Here is a 17,566-nt window from a genome sequence, read left to right on the forward strand (position 1 = left end):
GATCAGCGGCTGGCCTGGATGGCTTTCCACACATTGTGCGGGCTGGCCGGCATGGGCACGTCCTTCACGCCGATGGCGTGGCAGATGGCGTTGATCAGCGCCGGCGGGCTGCCGATGGCGCCGGCCTCGCCGCAGCCCTTCACGCCCAGCGGGTTGTGCGTGCAGGGCGTGCCCTTCACCGTCTCCACCGTGAACTGGCAGAAGTCGTCGGCGCGCGGCATGGCGTAATCCATGTAGCTGCCGGTGAGCAACTGGCCGCTCTCGGGGTCGTAGACGCAGTCTTCGCGCAGCGCCTGGCCGATGCCTTGCGCCAGACCGCCGTGCACCTGGCCCTCGACGATCATCGGGTTGATGACGTTGCCGAAGTCGTCGCAGGCGGTGAAGCGGTCGATGCGCACCACGCCCGTGGCGGGGTCGACCTCCACCTCGCAGATGTAGGTGCCGGCGGGGTAGGTGAAGTTGCTGGGGTCGTAGAAGGCGTTTTCGTTGAGGCCCGGCTCCAGCTTGTCGTGCGGGAAGTTGTGCGGCACGTAGGCCGTGAGGCTGACGCTGGCGAACGGCACGCTCTTGTCGGTGCCTTCCACCTTGAACACGCCGTTCTCGAAGACCACGTCGGTGTCGGCCGCTTCCATCAGGTGGGCGGCGATCTTCTTGCCCTTGGCGATGACCTTGTCCAGCGCCTTCACGATGGCCGTGCCGCCCACCGCCAGCGAGCGGCTGCCGTAGGTGCCCATGCCGAAGAGCACCTTGCCGGTGTCGCCGTGCTCGATGTTCACGTCTTCCAGCGGGATGCCCAGCTTGTCGGCCACCACCTGCGCGAAGGTCGTCTCGTGGCCCTGGCCGTGGCTGTGGCTGCCGGTGAAGATGGTGACCTTGCCGGTGGGGTGCACACGCACCTCGCCGGCTTCGAACAGGCCCGCGCGCGCGCCCAGCGCACCCGCCACCGAAGACGGCGCGATGCCGCAGGCCTCGATGTAGGCGCTGTAGCCGATGCCGCGCTTCAGGCCCTTGGCTTCACTCGCCGCCTTGCGCGCGGCGAAGCCCTTCACGTCGGCCAGCTCTTCGGCGCGGTTCATCGTGGCGTCGTAGTCGCCGATGTCGTAGGTCAGGCCCACGGGCGTGGCGTAGGGGAAGCTGCGGATGAAGTTCTTGCGGCGCAGCTCACCCGGGTCGATGCCGAGTTCACGCGCGGCGGTCTCGACGATGCGCTCCACCGTGTAGGTGGCCTCGGGCCGGCCGGCGCCGCGGTAGGCGTCCACCGGCGCGGTGTTGGTGAACATCGCCGTCACCGTGCAGCTGATCTTGGGCGTGGCGTACTGGCCGGCCAGCAGCGTGGCGTAGAGGATGGTGGGCACCGCGCTGGCAAAGGTCGACAGGTAGGCGCCCAGGTTGGCCGTGGTGTCGATCTTGAAGCCGATGAACTTGTAGTCCTTGTCCAGCGCCAGCTTGGCGGTGGTGAGGTGGTCGCGGCCGTGGGCGTCGGACAGGAAGGCCTCGGAACGACTGGCCGTCCACTTGATGGGGCGCTTGATCTGCTTGCTGGCCCACACCAGCGCCGTCTCTTCGCCGTAGAGGAAGATCTTGCTGCCGAAGCCGCCGCCCACGTCGGGCGCGACCACGCGCATCTTGTGCTCGGGGATGCCCAGCACGAAGGCGCACATCAGCAGCCGCTCGACGTGCGGGTTCTGGTTGCTGACGTAGAGCGTGTACTCCTCGCTGCTCGGGTTGTAGCTGGCGTTGGCGGCACGCGGCTCGATGGCGTTGGGCACCAGGCGGTTGTTGCGGAAGCTCAGGGTCACGACGTGGGCCGCGTTCTTCAGCGCCTCGTCCACGCCGGCGGCGTCGCCGATGTGCCACTGGTAGCAGCGGTTGTCGGGCGCCTCGGCGTGCAGCGCGGCTGCGGCGGGCTGGGCCATGTCGATGTAGGCCGGCAGCACGTCGTAGTCGACCTCGATCAGCGCCATCGCCGCTTCGGCCTGGGCCTGCGTCTCGGCCACCACCAGGGCCACGCGGTCACCGACGTAGCGCACCTTGCCGTCGGCCAGCACCGGGTGCTTGGGCTCCTTCATCGGCGTGCCGTCGATGTTGTTGATCAGCCAGCCGCAGGGCAGGCCACCCACGGCCTTGAAGTGCTCGCCGGTGAAGATGCCCAGCACGCCCGGCGCCTTGGCGGCGGCGCTGGTGTCCAGGCTCTTGATGGTGGCGTGCGCGTGCGGGCTGCGCAGGAAGACGCCGTAGGTCTGGCCCTGCAGCGTGATGTCGTCGGTGTACTGGCCGCGGCCGGTGAGGAAGCGCCCGTCTTCACGGCGGACGACGCTCTGGCCGATGAAACCTTGTCTTGCGTTCATGCGTGTGTCTCCGGGCTCAGGCGGTGGCGGTCATGGCGGCAGCACCCTGCTGCACGGCCTTGACGATGTTCTGGTAGCCGGTGCAGCGGCAGAGGTTGCCTTCCAGGCCCTCGCGGATCTGGGCTTCGCTGCCGTGGGCGTGGTGCTTCACCAGGTCCACGGCGCTCATCACCATGCCGGGCGTGCAGAAGCCGCACTGCAGGCCGTGGCACTGGTTGAACGCGGTCTGCATCGGGTGCAGGGTGCCGTCGGCGCCGGCCAGACCCTCGATGGTGGTGAGTTCCATGCCGGCGGCCGAAACGGCCAGCACCGAGCAGGCCTTCACCGCGCGGCCGTTCAGGTGCACCGTGCAGGCGCCGCACTGGCCGGTGTCGCAGCCCTGGTGGGTGCCGGTCAGGCGCAGGCCTTCGCGGATGAATTCGACCAGCAGGGTCTGAGGGGGCACCTCGCGCGACACCTCGCTGCCGTTGACCTTCAGGGTGATGGTGGGCATGGAGTCTCCTTGGGGTTGTTGGCGTGGCGCCGGCAGCGCCCGCAAGCACAGCGGAAAAAGGCAGAGAACGGCGCATGCTAGGCAGCCGCGCCGGCTTTGGCGTGCTGCCGCAAACACCTAGGAACTTTCCCGTAGCCGCGGGCCCGAAAGGCGGGTTGAAAGCCCCGTCCGGCCCCGGCCCGGCCCGCGACTGTCGCGTTTTGGTGCAACGCACCCGGCCGGTGGCGGCACTTCGCGGCGCCGCCGCCGCACTTCGTCACCCCGCGCCCCAGGGCTGGCGTGGCCGGCCCTAGCATGCCGGCCATGGCTGCCGCCCCCACCTCCGCACACCCCGCAGCGCCCCACGTCGCCGGTGCGGCGGCCGGCCCGGGCGAAGGCCGGCTCTGGGGGGTCTACGCCGGCCTGTGCCTGTTGAGCTGGCTGCTTTATGCCGTGGCCGGTGGCGAGGCCCAGCGCGGCGACTGGCGCTGGCTGGAAGGCGCCTACGAGGCCACCTGGAACCTGGGCCCGCCCATGGTGCTGGGTCTGGCCGGGCTGCCCTGGGCGCGGTGGCTGGCGGCGCGCCGCGCCGGGCCGCTGGCGGCCTTCGGCTGGCACGTGCTGGGCGCGCTGCTCTTCGTGGCCGGGTGGCAGCTGCTGGACTTCGCGGGCGCCTGGTTCTTCTTCGGCATCGAGCACGCGCAGGCCACCTTCGAGCAGCGCGTGCTCTGGCGTGCAGCGTGGGGCGTGTTCATCTACGTGGCGCTGGTGCTGGGCTTTGGCGGCGCACTGGCCGCACGCAGCGCGCACCGCGCCGCGCTGGCCGCCGCCCGCGCCGAGGCGGCGCTGGTGCGGGCCGAACTCGCGGCCATCAGCGGCAAGCTCAACCCGCACTTCCTCTTCAACACGCTGAACTCGCTGCTGATGCTGACGCGCCGTGACGCCGCCGCGGCCGAGCAGACCCTGCTGCGCTTCAGCCGCATGATGCGCTACGTGCTGGAGACGCACCGCGGCGCCGCCGACCGCGTGACGCTGCAGGAAGAGCTGGATTTCGTGCGCGACTACCTCGAGCTCGAAGCCCTGCGCCTGGGTGAGCGCCTGCGTGTCGACTGGCAGGTCGACCCCGCGCTCTTGAACGAGCCCATCCCGCCGCTGACGCTGCAGCCGCTGGTGGAGAACTGCATCGTGCACGGCATCGCGCCGCAGCGTGCCGGCGGCACGGTGCGCATCGAGGCCCTGCGCGTGCCGGCGCAAGGGGGCAACGAGGCCCACCTGGCCCTGCGCGTGGCCGACGATGGCGCCGGCTGCACCTGGCCACCGCCGCCTGGCACCGTGCCGCGCAGCGGCGTGGGCCTGAGTGCGCTGCGGCGCCGTTTCGAACTCGACTTCGGCGGCCGGGCCCGCCTGGCCGTGCAGTCGGCCCCGGGCGCCGGCTTCCGCGTCGAGATCCTCATCCCCTGCAGCGAGCTGCACGCCTGAGCGGCCGCTGTTCCTTCCACGAAGAGCCTGTCCGATGAAACGTCACAAGACCCTCATCGCCGAAGACGAACCGCTGGCCCGCGACGGCCTGGCCGACTGGGTGCGTGCGCTGCCGCAACTGGAGCTGGTGGCCTGCTGCCCTGACGGGGAAAGCGCACTCGCGGGCATCCGCGAGCACGCGCCCGCGCTGGTGCTGATGGACATCCAGATGCCCGGCCTCACGGGCCTGCAGGTGCTGCGCGCGCTGGCCGCCGAGCGTGGCAGCGAACGCACCGCGATGCCGGCCGTGATCTTCACCACCGCCTACGACGAGCACGCGCTCGCAGCCTTCGAACTGCATGCGGTGGACTACCTGCTCAAGCCCTTCGCGCACGAGCGTTTCGTCGAAGCCGTGGAGCACGCCATCGGCCTGCTGGGCGGCGGCGACGTGCCGCCTGTGGAAGAAGCCGCCCGGGCCGCCGAGCCCGGCAGCAACGAGCCGCTCACGCGCGTGCTGGTGCGCGACCAGGGCAAGATCTTCCCGCTGCATGTCGACGCCATCGAGCACCTGCGCTCCGACACCAAGTACACGGCCATCACCAGCAAGGGCCGCAGCTACCTGGTGCGCCTGCCCATCACCAGCTTCGAGAAGCGGCTGGACCCGGGCCGTTTCCTGAAGGTGAACCGCTCGTGCATCGTGAACCTCGACTTCGTCGAGACCATGACGCCCGACGACAGCTCGCAGTTCATCGTGCAGTTGCGCGATGGCACCCGCGTCACCGCCAGCCGCGAGGTGAGCAAGCAACTGAGGGCCGATTCGATATGAGCACCCTTGCTTTTGAACCCGCGGCCTGGGCCGGCCTGCTGCTGTGCGCTTTGGGCGTGGCGCTGGCGCCTGCCACCGCGCAAACCCCGCCACCCAGCCCGCCGACGTCGGCCGCACCGGCCGCCCCGGCAGCGCCGGCGGCCCCTGCCGCGCCGGCGTGGCCCGCCGCCGCGGCCGAGCCTCCGGCGGTGGAAGGCCGCGCCTACACGCCGGGCGACTTCGATGCCATCGAGATCAGCGGCGCCGCGCACGTGCGCTTCCGCCAGGGCGAAAGCGAGAGCGTCTTCGTCGAAGGCGACGAGGCCGCGCAGAAGGCCGTGACGGTGGAGGTGCGCGGCGGCCAGCTCTTCATCCGCCCGGCCGGCAGCTGGAAGTTCTGGACCTCCCGCCGCATCCAGGTGAACGTGACGGCGCGTGACCTGAAGCGCGTGAGCATCTCCGGCGCTGCCGACCTCCTGGCCACGCTGCCGGTGGCGCTGGGCCAGCTGCAGATCAGCATCTCCGGCGCCGGGCTGGCGCGCTTCGACCAGCTCAAGGCCGAGCAGCTGAGCTTCCATGTCTCGGGCTCGGGCGACGGCCAGATGGCCGGCCAGGTGGAGCAACTGGACGTGCGTGTCTCCGGCCGCAGCGACTTCCGCGGCGCCGACCTGATGGCGCAGCGTGCGCGCGTGCGCGTCAGCGGCCTGGCCGACGTGAAGGTCTGGGCGGTGCAGGAACTGGCCGTGACGGTGTCGGGTGTCGGCACGGTGGACTACTTCGGCAACCCGGCAGTGCAGCGCAACACCTCGGGCATCGCGCGCCTGAATGCGCGCGGCCCGAAGACGCCGCCCTGATCAGGCGCCGGGCGTGTCGCGCAGCTTGCGGTAGAGCGTGCTGCGGCTGATGCCCAGCAAGCGCGCGGCCTGCGTGACGTTGCCGCCGGCCTGGGCCAGGGCTTCGCGCACGGCGGCGCTGGTCAGCGCATCCAGGCTCTGCACCGGGGCCGTGACCTGCGGCGGCGCCGCAGCCGGTTCCGCCGGCTCGGCCAGCCCCTGGGCCCAGCCGCGCGCGTTGAAGCGCGCCACCGCGAACAGTGGGGCCGGCGCTTCGGCCGCCGCTTGGGCGGTGTGCAGGCCCAGCGGCGTGGCCAGGGGTGAGCGGAAGTGGTCGGCCAGTTGCCCCAGCGTCAGCCCGAACAGCGAGCCCAGCGTGTGCCGGCGCAGGGCCGGGCCGGTCAGGCGCAGCAGTTCCAGCGCCGCGCGGTTGGCGCCGGCGATGCGCCCATCGGCCGCCACCGCGACGATGCCCTCCATCAGGCTGCCGATGAGCTCGGCGCGCGGGTGCAGGTGCAGGCGCAGCACGTGGCGCGGGTCGTCGGCGAGCCAGGCGTTCTCCACCATGCGGGCCGACATCTTCACCAGCGCCATCGTGTGCGGGTGGTAGCTGCGGTGCTCGCCCGAACAGTCCAGCACGCCCAGCACCTGGCCGCGCGCGTCGAGGATGGGCGCCGCCGTGCAGGTGAGGAAGTGGTTGGCCCGCACGTAGTGCTCGTGGGCGTGCACGAGCACCGGCGCCTCTTCCACCAGCGCCGTGCCGATGGCGTTGGTGCCCTTGGCGGCCTCGGACCACAGCGCGCCGGGCTGCAGCGCCACGCGCGCGGCGCGCTGCAGGAAGCTGTCGTCGCCGATGGAATGGATCACCACGCCCGCCGCATCGGTCAGCACCACCATGCTCTGCGAGTGCACCACGTGTTCGTAGAGCATCTCCATGACCGGCGCGGCATGGTCGAAGAGGCGCCGGTTGCGCTCGCGCGCGATAGCCAGGTCGGCAGCGGGCAGCGGCGTGTGTTCGGGCGCCGCACCCGGGCGCACGCCCAGCGCCGCACTGCGGGCGTGCGACTGCGCGATGGTCAGCCGGTGGGCTTCGTCCTGGCGCAGGGCACTGCCGGCGGCCGCAAGGGGCAGCGTCGGCAGGGCTGAGGGCAGGGCGGAGGGCGGGGCGGGCATGAGCGGCCCGCAAGTTAACACGGCCCCGGGTGGGGCCGCGTTGCAAGGTCCGGGTTGCAGCCCGTCTGCCGGTCCGCCGGTCTGCCGGGCTCAGTGCGCCCCGGCCAGCCGGAAGGCGGCCACCGCCTGTGCCAGGCGTGCCGATTGCTCGCGCATGCTGGCAGCGGCCGCGGCGCTCTGCTCCACCAGCGCGGCGTTCTGCTGCGTCATGTGGTCGAGTTCCGTCACGGCGGTGTTGACCTCGCCGATGCCGTTGCTCTGCTCGGCGGCCGCACCGCTGATCTCGCCGATGACATCGGTGACGCGCTTGACGCCACTGACGATCTCCGACATGGCGCCGCCGGCGTCCTGCACCAGGCGCGCGCCCGACTCCACCTTCTCCGACGAAGCGCCGATCAGGCTCTTGATCTCGCGGGCCGCGCCGGCGCTGCGCTGCGCCAGGCTGCGCACCTCGGCGGCCACCACCGCAAAGCCCCGGCCCTGCTCGCCGGCCCGAGCCGCTTCCACCGCGGCGTTCAGCGCCAGGATGTTGGTCTGGAAGGCGATGCCGTCGATGGTGCCGATGATCTCGTTGATGCGCCGCGAGGCGGCATCGATCTCGCTCATGCTGGCCACCACCTGCTGCACGATGTCGCCACCGCGGCGGGCCGCCTCGGCGGCGTTGCCGGCCAGGCCGTTGGCCTGCTGCGCCGACTCGGCGCTCAGGCGCACGCTGTCGTTGAGTTGCACCACCGAGCTGGCCGTGGCCTGCAGGTTGGAGGCGGTGAGCTCGGTGCGGCTGCTCAGGTCCTGGCTGCCAGCGGCGATTTCGTTGGCCGAGGTGGCGATCGAATCGGCCGCCTGCCGGATGGTGCCCACCGTCTGGCTCAGGCTGTTGGCCATCTGCAGCAGCGTGGCGTTGAGCGAGCTGTGGTCGCCCGCCTGCGGGCGCAGTTGCACCTGCAGGTTGCCCTCGGCGATGGCCTGCACGGCGGCCTTCAGGCGGCTGGGTTCTTCACCCAGGTCGCGCCAGACCGAGTTGACGATCAGCCACGAGGCCAGGCCCAGCACGGCCAGCACCACCAGCCCGGTGGCGAGCGTCACCCACTGGGCCTGCCGGATGCCGGCTTCGGCGGCCGCCTGCGAGGCGGCCGTGGCCTTGGCCGTGGCTTCCAGCGTCGTGTTGAGCAGCTTCTCCATCGCGGCTTGCGTGTCCTGCATGCGCTTGACGGAGTCGCCCAGGTCGCCCTTTTCCAGCATGGCGCGCGTGGCGCCGAGGGCGGCGCCCTGGTAGGCCTCGAAGGCCTGGCCCAGTTCGGTGGCACGCGCCTGCTGGGTGGAAATGGCGGCGAGCTTGGCGATGACGGCCCGCGTCTTGTCCACCTCGGCCTGCACGTCCTTCAGCTTCTCGGCGTCGCCTTCGACGACGGCCGATTGCAGCAGCAGGCGGAAGGCCTCGACGCCGCGGTCCAGGCGCTGCACCTGTTCGCGGGCCGGGGTGTCGATCTGGCCCAGTTGGCCCAGCGCGCCCGAGGTTCGGGCACCGACGATGAAGCTCACCGCGATGCCAACCAGGAACACCGCTGCCGCTGCCAGGGGCAGCATCCAGATCTTGTGGCGGAAGTTCATGAGACTGCTTTCTTCGGGGCCGGGGCGGCCCCTTCAGGGGTTCAATCCAGGGCCAGGAGGACCTTGACGCTGCCGTCGACGGCCGACTTCTCGATGTAGCCCACGGCCTTGGGGTCGGCGGCCACGGCCTTCTTCACCGCGGCGGCATCGGGCAACTGCTTGGGCGGCTGGCCTTTGCCGGTGAAGACCACGCGCGACCACGTCGACTTGACCTGCGCCACCTCGCGGCCGGTGGCCTTGCGGTAGAAGGCCGCGTACAGCGGCGAGCTGTCGTTCAGGTCCAGCGGCGTGAGCGCCTGGCTCTTGCCGAGGAAGAGATCGGCCACCTGGTCCTTGCTCAAGGCGGCGGCGCTGGGGTGGCCGACGACGACCATGTCCTGGGCGTTGGCCAGGCCGGCGAGTGCGAAGCTGGCGGCGGCCAGCAGTGTGCGGATGTTCATGCTGTGGGCCTCCTCAGAAGACGAAGTCCACGGCCAGCGACAGCACCTGCACCGGGTCGGCCGGGCGCGGCCCGCCGACGTTGCGGAACAGGCCGTAGCCCCCCTTGGTGTCCACGCGCTCGTACTGCGCCTTCACCGCCACGTTGCGGTAGGCGTCCCAGCGCACACCCACGGCCGTCGTGGCCTGGGTGATGTTCACGCCGTCCATCAGCCCGTCGACCGTGAGTGCCAGCGTCGTGAGCTGCACGTTGACGTTACGCGGGATGTTGTTGACGACGTTGCGGTCGTTCAGGCGCAGCTCGGACACCACCGCGTAGGGCGTGAAGCTGCCGAAGCGGTAGCCGGCCATCACGTGCCAGCCGGTGGTGTCGGGCACGTAGCAACTGGTCTTGCGCTGGGTGTACTCGGTGGCACCGACCCAGTTGCCCTTCTCCACGCTCAGACCCACGCCGGTGAAGCTGGCCTTGCGGTCGGTGCAGTCGATCTGCTGGCCCACGCTGGCGAAGGGCGTGGCGCCCAGCACCCCCACCAGCTGCTTCATCGTGCTGCTCTGCACCGTGAGCTTGCCGCTGATGTGGCCCAGGCGCAGCGTGACGCCGTCGGCCAGCTCGGCCGTGAGGTTCACGCCGACCTGGTTCTTGAAGTCGATGTCGGTGCGCTCGTAGGCGAGCGTGGTCTTGCCCACCAGCACCTGCGCGGTGACGGGCACGCCGGCCACGTCGCCCGCGTAAAGCAGGTCGGCGCCGTCGAAGCTGCGGAAGAAGACCTGGCCGTAGACGTCCGAGGGCGTGCGCAGCCAGGTGTTGGCGTAGCCCACTTCACGGAAGTCGGAGACGGCGAAGTACGGTGCGCCGATGCGGCCGGCGCGCACGGTGAAGCCGCCGCCCAGCTTGGCCTTGCCGAAGGCCCATTCGACGCGCGGCTGGTCGTCGCCCTGGCCGCTGTGCTTGGCCAGCAGCTGCAGCGTGGCCGAGAAGGTGGGGTTGACGCTGCCGTCGAACTGCACGCCCAGGCGGCTGTCAGGCTTGAACGAGGCCGACTCGCCGGCGCCGCTGGTCTGGCCGACCTGGCGGAACTCGATGCCCGGCTGGTCCACCTGGACGACCCCGACGGTGCCGAATCCGCTGACGCGGAAGTCTGGCCCCGAGGCCAGGGCTTGCTGGCTGGCCGCAGCCAGCAAAGTCAGGCTGAGAACGGTCAGCCCGTGTTTGGTACGCATGGAGGTCTCCGACAATCTAGGGTGCGGTCGCAACGAATTCGCTGACCGCGGATTTGTTGTCGGCAGGATTTCTGGACACTTGAGCCCGCCCTGTTCGCCTTTGTCCGGAGCGGTCCTGGACAAAAGGGCAGGTGGCCGGCCCGGCGCGCCGGTCGCTCAGGAATTGGCCCGCACTTCCTCGATCACGGTCACACCGGCCAGCACCTTCTCGATGCCGTCCTGGCGCAGCGTGCGCATGCCTTCGCTGAGCGCCTGGCGCTGCAGGTCGTCGGCACGCTGGCCGTTCTGGATCAGGCTGCGCAGCGAGCGGCTCACGATCATCAGTTCGTGCAAGGCCGCGCGGCCGCGGAAGCCGGTGCCGCCGCATTTCTCGCAGCCGGCAGCCTGGCAATGCATCAGCTTGCCGTTCGTGCCGAAGCGCTGGCGCCAGTCGGCCAGCACGTCTTCGGCCAGCGGGCGCGGCTCCATGGGGCCGAAGGCGTGCAGGTAGTCGTGCAGCAGTTCCTCTTCTTCTTCGCTGCTGGCCGGCCGGGTGGTGGTGCAGTGCTTGCACAAGCGGCGTACCAGTCGCTGCGCCAGCACGCCCAGCAGGGCGTCGGCAAAGTTGAAGGGGTCCATGCCCATGTCGAGCAGGCGTGTCACGGTCTCGGGCGCGCTGTTGGTGTGCAGCGTGCTCATCACCAGGTGGCCCGTGAGGCTGGCCTCGATGGCCACCTGCGCGGTTTCGCTGTCGCGGATCTCGCCGACCATGATGACGTCGGGGTCGGCGCGCAGGAAGGCGCGCAGCGCCTTGGCAAAGGTCCACTCGATGCGCGGGTTCACCTGCACCTGGCGCAGGCCGGCCTGGGTGATTTCCACCGGGTCTTCGGCCGTCCAGATCTTGCGCTCCGGTGTGTTGATGGCGGCCAGCACCGAGTGCAGCGTCGTCGTCTTGCCGCTGCCCGTGGGGCCCACGCACAGCAGCATGCCGTAGGGCCGGCGTGAGGCCGCCTGCAGGCGCTGCAGGTTCAGCGGCGTCAGGCCCAGGGCTTCCAGCGGCAGCGGCTTGGTGCTGGTCAGCAGGCGCAGCACCGCGTCTTCGAGGTTGTTCTGCGTGGGGATGGTGGCCACGCGCAGTTCCAGCTTCACGCCCTGCGCGAACTTCGAGAAATTGATCTTGCCGTCCTGCGGCTTGCGGCGCTCGCTGATGTCGAGGTCGCACATGATCTTCAACCGCGCCAGCAGCGCGCTGCGGTAGGTGTGCGGCAGCTCCAGGTAGTTGCGCAGCATGCCGTCCTTGCGGAAGCGGATGCGCACTTTCTCCTTGCCCGGCGCGCACTCGACATGGATGTCCGAGACGCCCTGCGTGTGCGCTTCCAGGATCATCTGGTTGATCAGCCGCACGAGCGTGTTGTCGCTCTGCTCCAGCGGCTTCTCTTCGCTCTCTTCCTGCGGCGCTTCCACCTTCTCCATCGACGCGAGCAGCTTGCTGGCGTCGCCGGCATCGAAATCGATGGGCTTGTCGGGGTCGTAGTAGCGGCCCGGGGCGAATTCGGCGGCGCCCACCTTCTCGTAGGTGCGGTCGATGGCGCCCAGCAGCACGCCGGCGCGTGAGAGCACCGGCACCAGCTTGCACTGCGCGGCGAACTCCAGCTCGTCGATGCGCTGGCGGTCGCTGGGGTCTTCCATCGCCACCACGAGGCGGCCGGCGCGCATCATCAGCGGCATGGCGAGCAGCCGCACGGCCACGGGGTAGGGCACGCGCGTCACGGCCTCGGCGTCGGCCGGGAACTGCAGCACGTCCACCAGCGGGTAGCCCATCTTGCGGGCCAGGGCAGTCTGCAGGTCGGCGCGCGTGACCATGCCTTTGCGCACCAGCATCTCGCCCAGCGGCACGGTGCGGTCTTCGCGCTGCAGCACCAGGGCTTCGTCGAGCTGGGCCTGGGTGATGAAGCCCAGGGCGGTGAGCGCCTCGCCGATGCGCACCATGGGCATGCGGGCCTGGGCTTCCACCGCCGCGGCGAGTTCCTCGCGGGTGATGATCTGGCGCACCACCAGCATGTCGCCGAGCTTGCGGCCGCGCAGCGCTTCCTGCTCGGCCAGCGCCTCGCGGATCTGGTCGGGCGTGGCCGAGTGCTGCTCCACCAGCGCTTCACCGATGCGCGGGCCGATTTCTGCGCTGTCGTAGGCCGAACGGGGCACGAACCAGCGCCGCAATTGCCCGGTGTCGCCCACGGGTTCGAAGAGAAAGAGGCCGGCCGCGTCTTCGCATTGGCCGATGGTGATGCCGCTCCAGGGCTCGCGACCCTTGATCTGGATGCTGAAGGGCAGGCGCGGCAGCTCGCCAGCCATGGCGCCCAGGTCGGCTGGGGCCAGCAGATCCAGCAGTTGCAGGCGCCTGAACTGGTCCAGCCGCAGCGGCAGCGCCTTGCGCTGGCCGGGCATGCGCAGCTGCAGCACGCCGCGCTCCAGGTCGAAGAGGCTGAGGTAGCCCTCGATCAGCTTGCCGTTCAGGCCTTCCAGCACGCAGGGCGGCGCGGCCAGCGGCAGCGTGGGCGCCGGGTAGGCGGCCAACGCCGGCGTCGGCCAGGCGAAGGGGCTGAACTCGAAGTTCAGCGCGGACAGGGGCGGCTGCGAGAGGTCGGACACGGCATGCACCGGTTGCGGTTGGTCCCAGGCGCGGTGGCGTCAGGCCACAGCCCTTCCTGGTGGTGGCAGCTTAGGCAGCGGTGGCGGCCTTGAAGCCCCGATAAGCACCGCTTTGGGGCGCTTGATCTCGTCGTCCGGCCCGCCGAGCGGTGCCCCCGGGTTCACCCGCCGGCCCACTTGCGGCGAATGGGATTAAAGTAAAACGTCGATAAAACCTCAATGAAATGAAGACGATGGTGCGTGCAGGCTCGGGGCAGGCGGATTCGGCAGACGCGGCAGCTTCCAAGACCGGCGGCCGGCGGCGCCGCGCGGCGCCCCGTGGCGCTGGCATCGTCTCGTCGTCTCACCTGGTTTCGCCGAAGGCCATGGAGCTCTCGGAGTTCGAGTTCGGCCTCATCGTGGCCTGGCATGCCTTCTCGCGCTGGTGCGTGCGCTGCATGGCTGCGGCCGGCGGCGCCGAGCTGGGCTTCACCGACGTGGTGCTGTTGCACCACCTGTGCCACCGGGCGCGCGAGAAGAAGCTGGCCGACATCTGCTTCGTGCTGAACTACGAAGACACGCACGTCGTGGCCTACGGCCTGAAGAAGCTGGTGGCCGCCGGCCTGGCCCAGGCGGCCAGGCAGGGCAAGGAGGTCTTCTACAGCCCCACGCCCGAGGGCGAAGCCCTGGTGCAGCAGTACCGCGCCGTGCGCGAGAACTGCCTGGTGCAGAGCCTGGACACCGAACTCAACGCCGACATCGGCGAGCTGGCCCGCCTGCTGCGCACGATGTCGGGCATGTACGACCAGGCGGCGCGCGCTGCAACGTCGCTGTGACCCACCCCCGAAGCGGCTGCGCCGCTCCCCCTCAAGGGGGCGACCCCAGCGGCCCGGCGAAGCCGGTTCCGCGGCGTCCGCTTGATTGAACCGGAGAGACCCCGTGAATGCTCGACAAGACCCCCGCTGGCAGTTCTGGATCGACCGCGGCGGCACCTTCACCGACGTGGTGGGCCGCGCGCCCGATGGCGCCCTGCACACGCTGAAGCTGCTGAGCGAGAACCCCGAGCAGTACCGCGACGCCGCGGTCGAGGGCATCCGCCGCCTGCTGCAGCTGCCCGCCGGCGCGCCCATCACGGCCGAACTGGTGGACTGCGTGAAGATGGGCACCACGGTGGCCACCAACGCGCTGCTGGAGCGCCAGGGCGAACGCACGCTGCTCGTCACCACGCGCGGCTTCCGCGACGCGCTGCGCATCGCCTACCAGGCGCGGCCCAAGCTCTTCGAGCGCCACATCCAGCTGCCCGAGCTGCTGTACGAAAGGGTGATCGAGGCACAGGAACGCGTGGCCGTGGACGGCACCGTGCTGCAGCCGCTGGACGAAGCCCACCTGCGTGAACGCCTGTGGGCCGCCTTCGACGCCGGCATCCGCGCCGTGGCCGTGGTGTTCATGCACGGCTACCGCCACACCGCGCACGAGAAGGCGGCGGCGCGCATCGCGCGCGAACTCGGCTTCACGCAGGTGAGCGCCAGCCACGAGGTCAGCCCGCTGATGAAGCTGGTCTCGCGCGGCGACACCACCGTGGTGGACGCCTACCTCAGCCCCATCCTGCGCCGCTACGTGGAGCAGGTGGCCGCGCAGATGCCCGGCGTGCGGCTCTTCTTCATGCAGAGCAGCGGCGGCTTGACGGAAGCGCAGCGCTTCCAGGGCAAGGACGCCATCCTGAGCGGCCCGGCCGGCGGCATCGTCGGCATGGTGCGCACGGCCACTGTGGCGGGGCACGCCAAGGTCATCGGCTTCGACATGGGCGGCACCAGCACCGACGTCAGCCACTACGCCGGCGAGTTCGAACGCGCTTTCGAGACCCAGGTGGCCGGCGTGCGCATGCGCGCGCCGATGATGAGCATCCACACCGTGGCCGCCGGCGGCGGCAGCCTGCTGCAGTTCGACGGTGCGCGTTTGCGCGTGGGCCCGCAGAGCGCGGGCGCCAACCCCGGCCCGGCCAGCTACCGCCGCGGTGGCCCGCTGGCCACGACGGATGCCAACGTGCTGCTGGGCAAGATCCAGCCGGCGTGGTTCCCGAAGGTCTTCGGCCCCAAGGCCGACGAGGCGCTGGACGCCGACGGCGTGGCGCAGAAGTTCGGCACCCTGGCCGCGCAGGTGCAGCAGGCCACGGGCCGCCCCACCACGCCCGAGAGCCTGGCCGAAGGATTCCTGCAGATCGCCGTGCAGAACATGGCCAACGCCATCAAGCGCATCAGCGTGGCGCGGGGTTACGACGTCACGCAGTACACGCTGCAGTGTTTCGGTGGCGCGGGTGGCCAGCACGCCTGCCTGGTGGCCGACGCCTTGGGCATGCAGCGCGTGTTCGTGCACCCGCTGGCCGGTGTGCTGAGTGCCTACGGCATGGGCCTGGCCGACCAGATCGCGATGCGCGAGGCGTCCATCGAGCAGCCGCTGCACGCGGCCGGCCTGGCCGAGGCCGAAACACGCCTGCACGCGCTGGCCGAGACGGCCGCGGAAGAACTGGTGGCGCAGGGCGTGCCGCGCGCGGCGGTGCAACTGCGCCGCAAGGTGCACCTGCGTTACCAGGGCACCGACACCGCGCTGGTGGTGCCGCTGGCGAGCGGCCCGGACGCCATCGCCGAATTGACCGCGGCATTCGAGGCCGCCTACCGCCAGCGTTTCGCCTTCCTGATGCCGGGGCGCGCGCTGGTCATCGAAGCCGTGTCGGTGGAAGCCGTGGGCGAAGGCGAACGGCACGACACCCCGGCCGACGCAGCGACCGCCGCGCCGGCGCACACGCCCGCGCCTGCCGCCAACGTGCGCCTCTACAGCGGCGGCCAGTGGCACGAAGCCGCGCTGCACGTGCGCGAAAGCCTGCAGCCCGGCGCCACGCTGGCCGGCCCCGCCATCGTGGCCGAGAAGAACGCCACCACGGTGGTCGAGCCGGGCTGGCAGGCCGTGCTGATGCCCGCCGGCACGCTGGAGTTGCAGCGTGTGCAGGCGCGCGCCACGCAGCACGCCATCGGTACCGAGGCCGACCCGGTGATGCTGGAGGTCTTCAACAACCTCTTCATGAACATCGCCGAGCAGATGGGCCTGCGGCTGCAGAACACGGCCTACAGCGTGAACATCAAGGAGCGGCTGGATTTCAGCTGCGCGCTCTTCAGCGCCGCGGGCGAACTCATCGCCAACGCGCCGCACATGCCGGTGCACCTCGGGTCGATGAGCGAGAGCATCAAGACCGTGATCGCGCGCAACCCGGCGATGCAGCGCGGCGATGTGTATGTGCTGAACGACCCGTACCACGGCGGCACGCACCTGCCCGATGTGACGGTCGTGACCCCGGTCTATCTCGACGGCGATGCCGACGCAGCCCCGTCGTTCTACGTGGCCAGCCGCGGCCACCACGCCGACATCGGCGGCATCACGCCCGGCAGCATGCCGCCCTTCAGCCAGAGCATCGCCGAAGAGGGCGTGCTGCTCGACAACTTCCTGCTCGTGCGCGGCGGCGTGCTGCGCGAGGTCGAGCTTCGCGCCGCGCTGTCTTCCGGCCCCTACCCGGCGCGCAACCCCGAGCAGACCATCGCCGACCTGCGCGCGCAGATCGCCGCCAACCAGAAGGGCGTGGAAGAGCTCGCGGCCATGGTGGCGCAGTTCGGCCGCGGCACCGTGGCGGCCTACATGCAGCATGTGCAGGACAACGCCGAGGAGAGCGTGCGCCGCGTGATCACGGCGCTGAAAGACGGGCACTACACGCTGCCGCTGGACAACGGCGCGCAGATCTCGGTGAAGGTGACCGTGCACGCCGCCGCGCGCGAAGCCACCATCGATTTCACCGGCACCAGCGCGCAGCTGCCCAACAACTTCAACGCCCCCAAGGCGGTGACGATGGCCGCGGTGCTCTACGTCTTCCGCACGCTGGTGGACGACGACATCCCGCTCAACGCCGGCTGCCTGAAGCCGCTGCGCGTGATCGTGCCCGAGGGCTGCATGCTCAACCCGCGGCCGCCGGCGGCGGTGGTGGCGGGCAACGTGGAGACCAGCACCTGCGTCACCAACGCGCTCTACGGCGCCCTGGGCGTGATGGCGGCGGGCCAGTGCACGATGAACAACTTCACCTTCGGCAACGCGCGCCACCAGTACTACGAGACCATCAGTGGCGGCAGCGGCGCCGGCTACACGCTGGACGCGGCGGGCCACGTCACGGGCGGCTTCGCGGGCACCAGCGTCGTGCAGACGCACATGACCAATTCCCGCCTCACCGACCCCGAGGTGCTGGAGTTCCGCTTCCCCGTGCGCCTGGAGAGCTACGCACTGCGCAGCGGCAGCGGCGGCGCGGGCCGCTGGCGGGGCGGCGACGGCGGCGTGCGCCGCATGCGCTTCCTGGAGGCCATGACCGCCAGCATCCTGAGCAACGGCCGCACGGTGCCGGCCTTCGGCATCGGCGGCGGACAGCCGGGCGCCCTGGGCATCAACCGCATCGAGCGCGCCGACGGGCGCGTGGAACTGCTCGGCCACATCGGCAGCGCCGAGATGGCGCCGGGCGATGTGTTCGTGGTGGAGACGCCGGGCGGCGGGGGGTGTGGCGCGGTTGGCTGAA

12 protein-coding genes are annotated in these 17,566 nt (G+C 70.5%); 5 read left to right on the plus strand and 7 right to left on the minus strand.

Going from position 1 to position 17,566, the window contains the following annotated elements; genetic code table 11:
- Positions 1-2 precede the first annotated feature (2 nt).
- Both EOE66_RS17240 and EOE66_RS17245 read right to left on the minus strand, forming a co-directional pair.
- Complete coding sequence (locus tag EOE66_RS17240) at positions 3-2,348, minus strand: xanthine dehydrogenase family protein molybdopterin-binding subunit (protein WP_128229962.1); 2,346 nt, start codon at positions 2,346-2,348, stop codon at positions 3-5.
- 16 nt (positions 2,349-2,364) lie between these two features.
- Complete coding sequence (locus EOE66_RS17245; RefSeq protein ID WP_128229963.1) at positions 2,365-2,841, minus strand: (2Fe-2S)-binding protein; 477 nt, start codon at positions 2,839-2,841, stop codon at positions 2,365-2,367.
- A gap of 303 nt (positions 2,842-3,144) precedes the next feature.
- Between EOE66_RS17245 and EOE66_RS17250 the strand changes: the two genes are divergently transcribed.
- Genes EOE66_RS17250 through EOE66_RS17260 form a run of 3 tightly spaced genes read left to right on the plus strand, consistent with a single transcriptional unit; the run spans position 3,145 to position 5,937 of the window.
- On the plus strand, positions 3,145-4,299 hold the full coding sequence (locus EOE66_RS17250) for a sensor histidine kinase (protein WP_164885142.1): 1,155 nt from the start codon (positions 3,145-3,147) through the stop codon (positions 4,297-4,299).
- Between the two features lie 34 nt (positions 4,300-4,333).
- Positions 4,334-5,104: a LytR/AlgR family response regulator transcription factor gene (locus EOE66_RS17255; RefSeq protein ID WP_128229965.1), complete on the plus strand. Its 771-nt coding sequence runs from the start codon at positions 4,334-4,336 to the stop codon at positions 5,102-5,104.
- Positions 5,101-5,937: a head GIN domain-containing protein gene (locus EOE66_RS17260; RefSeq protein WP_128229966.1), complete on the plus strand. Its 837-nt coding sequence runs from the start codon at positions 5,101-5,103 to the stop codon at positions 5,935-5,937. The genes EOE66_RS17255 and EOE66_RS17260 overlap by 4 nt, the downstream gene beginning before the upstream one ends.
- Here EOE66_RS17260 and EOE66_RS21975 read toward each other — a convergent pair whose 3' ends face one another.
- The 5 genes from EOE66_RS21975 to EOE66_RS17280 form a co-directional block, all read right to left on the minus strand.
- Positions 5,938-7,089 carry a sigma-54-dependent Fis family transcriptional regulator gene (locus EOE66_RS21975; protein WP_205702727.1) on the minus strand — a complete coding sequence of 384 codons (1,152 nt, stop codon included), beginning with the start codon at positions 7,087-7,089 and terminating at the stop codon, positions 5,938-5,940.
- A 90-nt stretch (positions 7,090-7,179) separates the two neighbouring features.
- Complete coding sequence (locus EOE66_RS22395) at positions 7,180-8,697, minus strand: methyl-accepting chemotaxis protein (RefSeq protein ID WP_205702728.1); 1,518 nt, start codon at positions 8,695-8,697, stop codon at positions 7,180-7,182.
- Between the two features lie 41 nt (positions 8,698-8,738).
- Positions 8,739-9,137: a hypothetical protein gene (locus tag EOE66_RS17270; protein ID WP_128229967.1), complete on the minus strand. Its 399-nt coding sequence runs from the start codon at positions 9,135-9,137 to the stop codon at positions 8,739-8,741.
- A gap of 13 nt (positions 9,138-9,150) precedes the next feature.
- On the minus strand, positions 9,151-10,356 hold the full coding sequence (locus tag EOE66_RS17275; RefSeq protein WP_128229968.1) for a hypothetical protein: 1,206 nt from the start codon (positions 10,354-10,356) through the stop codon (positions 9,151-9,153).
- A gap of 156 nt (positions 10,357-10,512) precedes the next feature.
- Complete coding sequence (locus EOE66_RS17280; RefSeq protein WP_375137489.1) at positions 10,513-12,984, minus strand: GspE/PulE family protein; 2,472 nt, start codon at positions 12,982-12,984, stop codon at positions 10,513-10,515.
- Between the two features lie 224 nt (positions 12,985-13,208).
- Between EOE66_RS17280 and EOE66_RS17285 the strand changes: the two genes are divergently transcribed.
- Together EOE66_RS17285 and EOE66_RS17290 are read left to right on the plus strand one after the other, a co-directional pair.
- A complete protein-coding gene (locus tag EOE66_RS17285; protein ID WP_375137490.1) occupies positions 13,209-13,799 on the plus strand; it encodes a winged helix DNA-binding protein in 591 nt (196 codons plus the stop codon).
- 103 nt (positions 13,800-13,902) lie between these two features.
- Positions 13,903-17,565, plus strand: a complete 3,663-nt coding sequence (locus EOE66_RS17290) for a hydantoinase B/oxoprolinase family protein (protein ID WP_128229969.1) — start codon at positions 13,903-13,905, stop codon at positions 17,563-17,565.
- The last annotated feature ends 1 nt before the right edge of the window (position 17,566 follow it).

Source organism: Rubrivivax rivuli (assembly GCF_004016505.1).
In the GTDB taxonomy this organism is placed as follows: Bacteria; Pseudomonadota; Gammaproteobacteria; order Burkholderiales; family Burkholderiaceae_C; genus Rubrivivax; species Rubrivivax rivuli.

Bases quoted from the DNA above. Each gene is read 5' to 3' on its own strand.
- EOE66_RS17240 (WP_128229962.1), bottom strand. From the start codon at position 2,348: ATGAACGCAAGACAAGGTTTCATCGGCCAGAGCGTCGTCCGCCGTGAA.
- EOE66_RS17245 (WP_128229963.1), bottom strand. From the start codon at position 2,841: ATGCCCACCATCACCCTGAAGGTCAACGGCAGCGAGGTGTCGCGCGAG.
- EOE66_RS17250 (WP_164885142.1), top strand. From the start codon at position 3,145: ATGGCTGCCGCCCCCACCTCCGCACACCCCGCAGCGCCCCACGTCGCC.
- EOE66_RS17255 (WP_128229965.1), top strand. From the start codon at position 4,334: ATGAAACGTCACAAGACCCTCATCGCCGAAGACGAACCGCTGGCCCGC.
- EOE66_RS17260 (WP_128229966.1), top strand. From the start codon at position 5,101: ATGAGCACCCTTGCTTTTGAACCCGCGGCCTGGGCCGGCCTGCTGCTG.
- EOE66_RS21975 (WP_205702727.1), bottom strand. From the start codon at position 7,089: ATGCCCGCCCCGCCCTCCGCCCTGCCCTCAGCCCTGCCGACGCTGCCC.
- EOE66_RS22395 (WP_205702728.1), bottom strand. From the start codon at position 8,697: ATGAACTTCCGCCACAAGATCTGGATGCTGCCCCTGGCAGCGGCAGCG.
- EOE66_RS17270 (WP_128229967.1), bottom strand. From the start codon at position 9,137: ATGAACATCCGCACACTGCTGGCCGCCGCCAGCTTCGCACTCGCCGGC.
- EOE66_RS17275 (WP_128229968.1), bottom strand. From the start codon at position 10,356: ATGCGTACCAAACACGGGCTGACCGTTCTCAGCCTGACTTTGCTGGCT.
- EOE66_RS17285 (WP_375137490.1), top strand. From the start codon at position 13,209: ATGAAGACGATGGTGCGTGCAGGCTCGGGGCAGGCGGATTCGGCAGAC.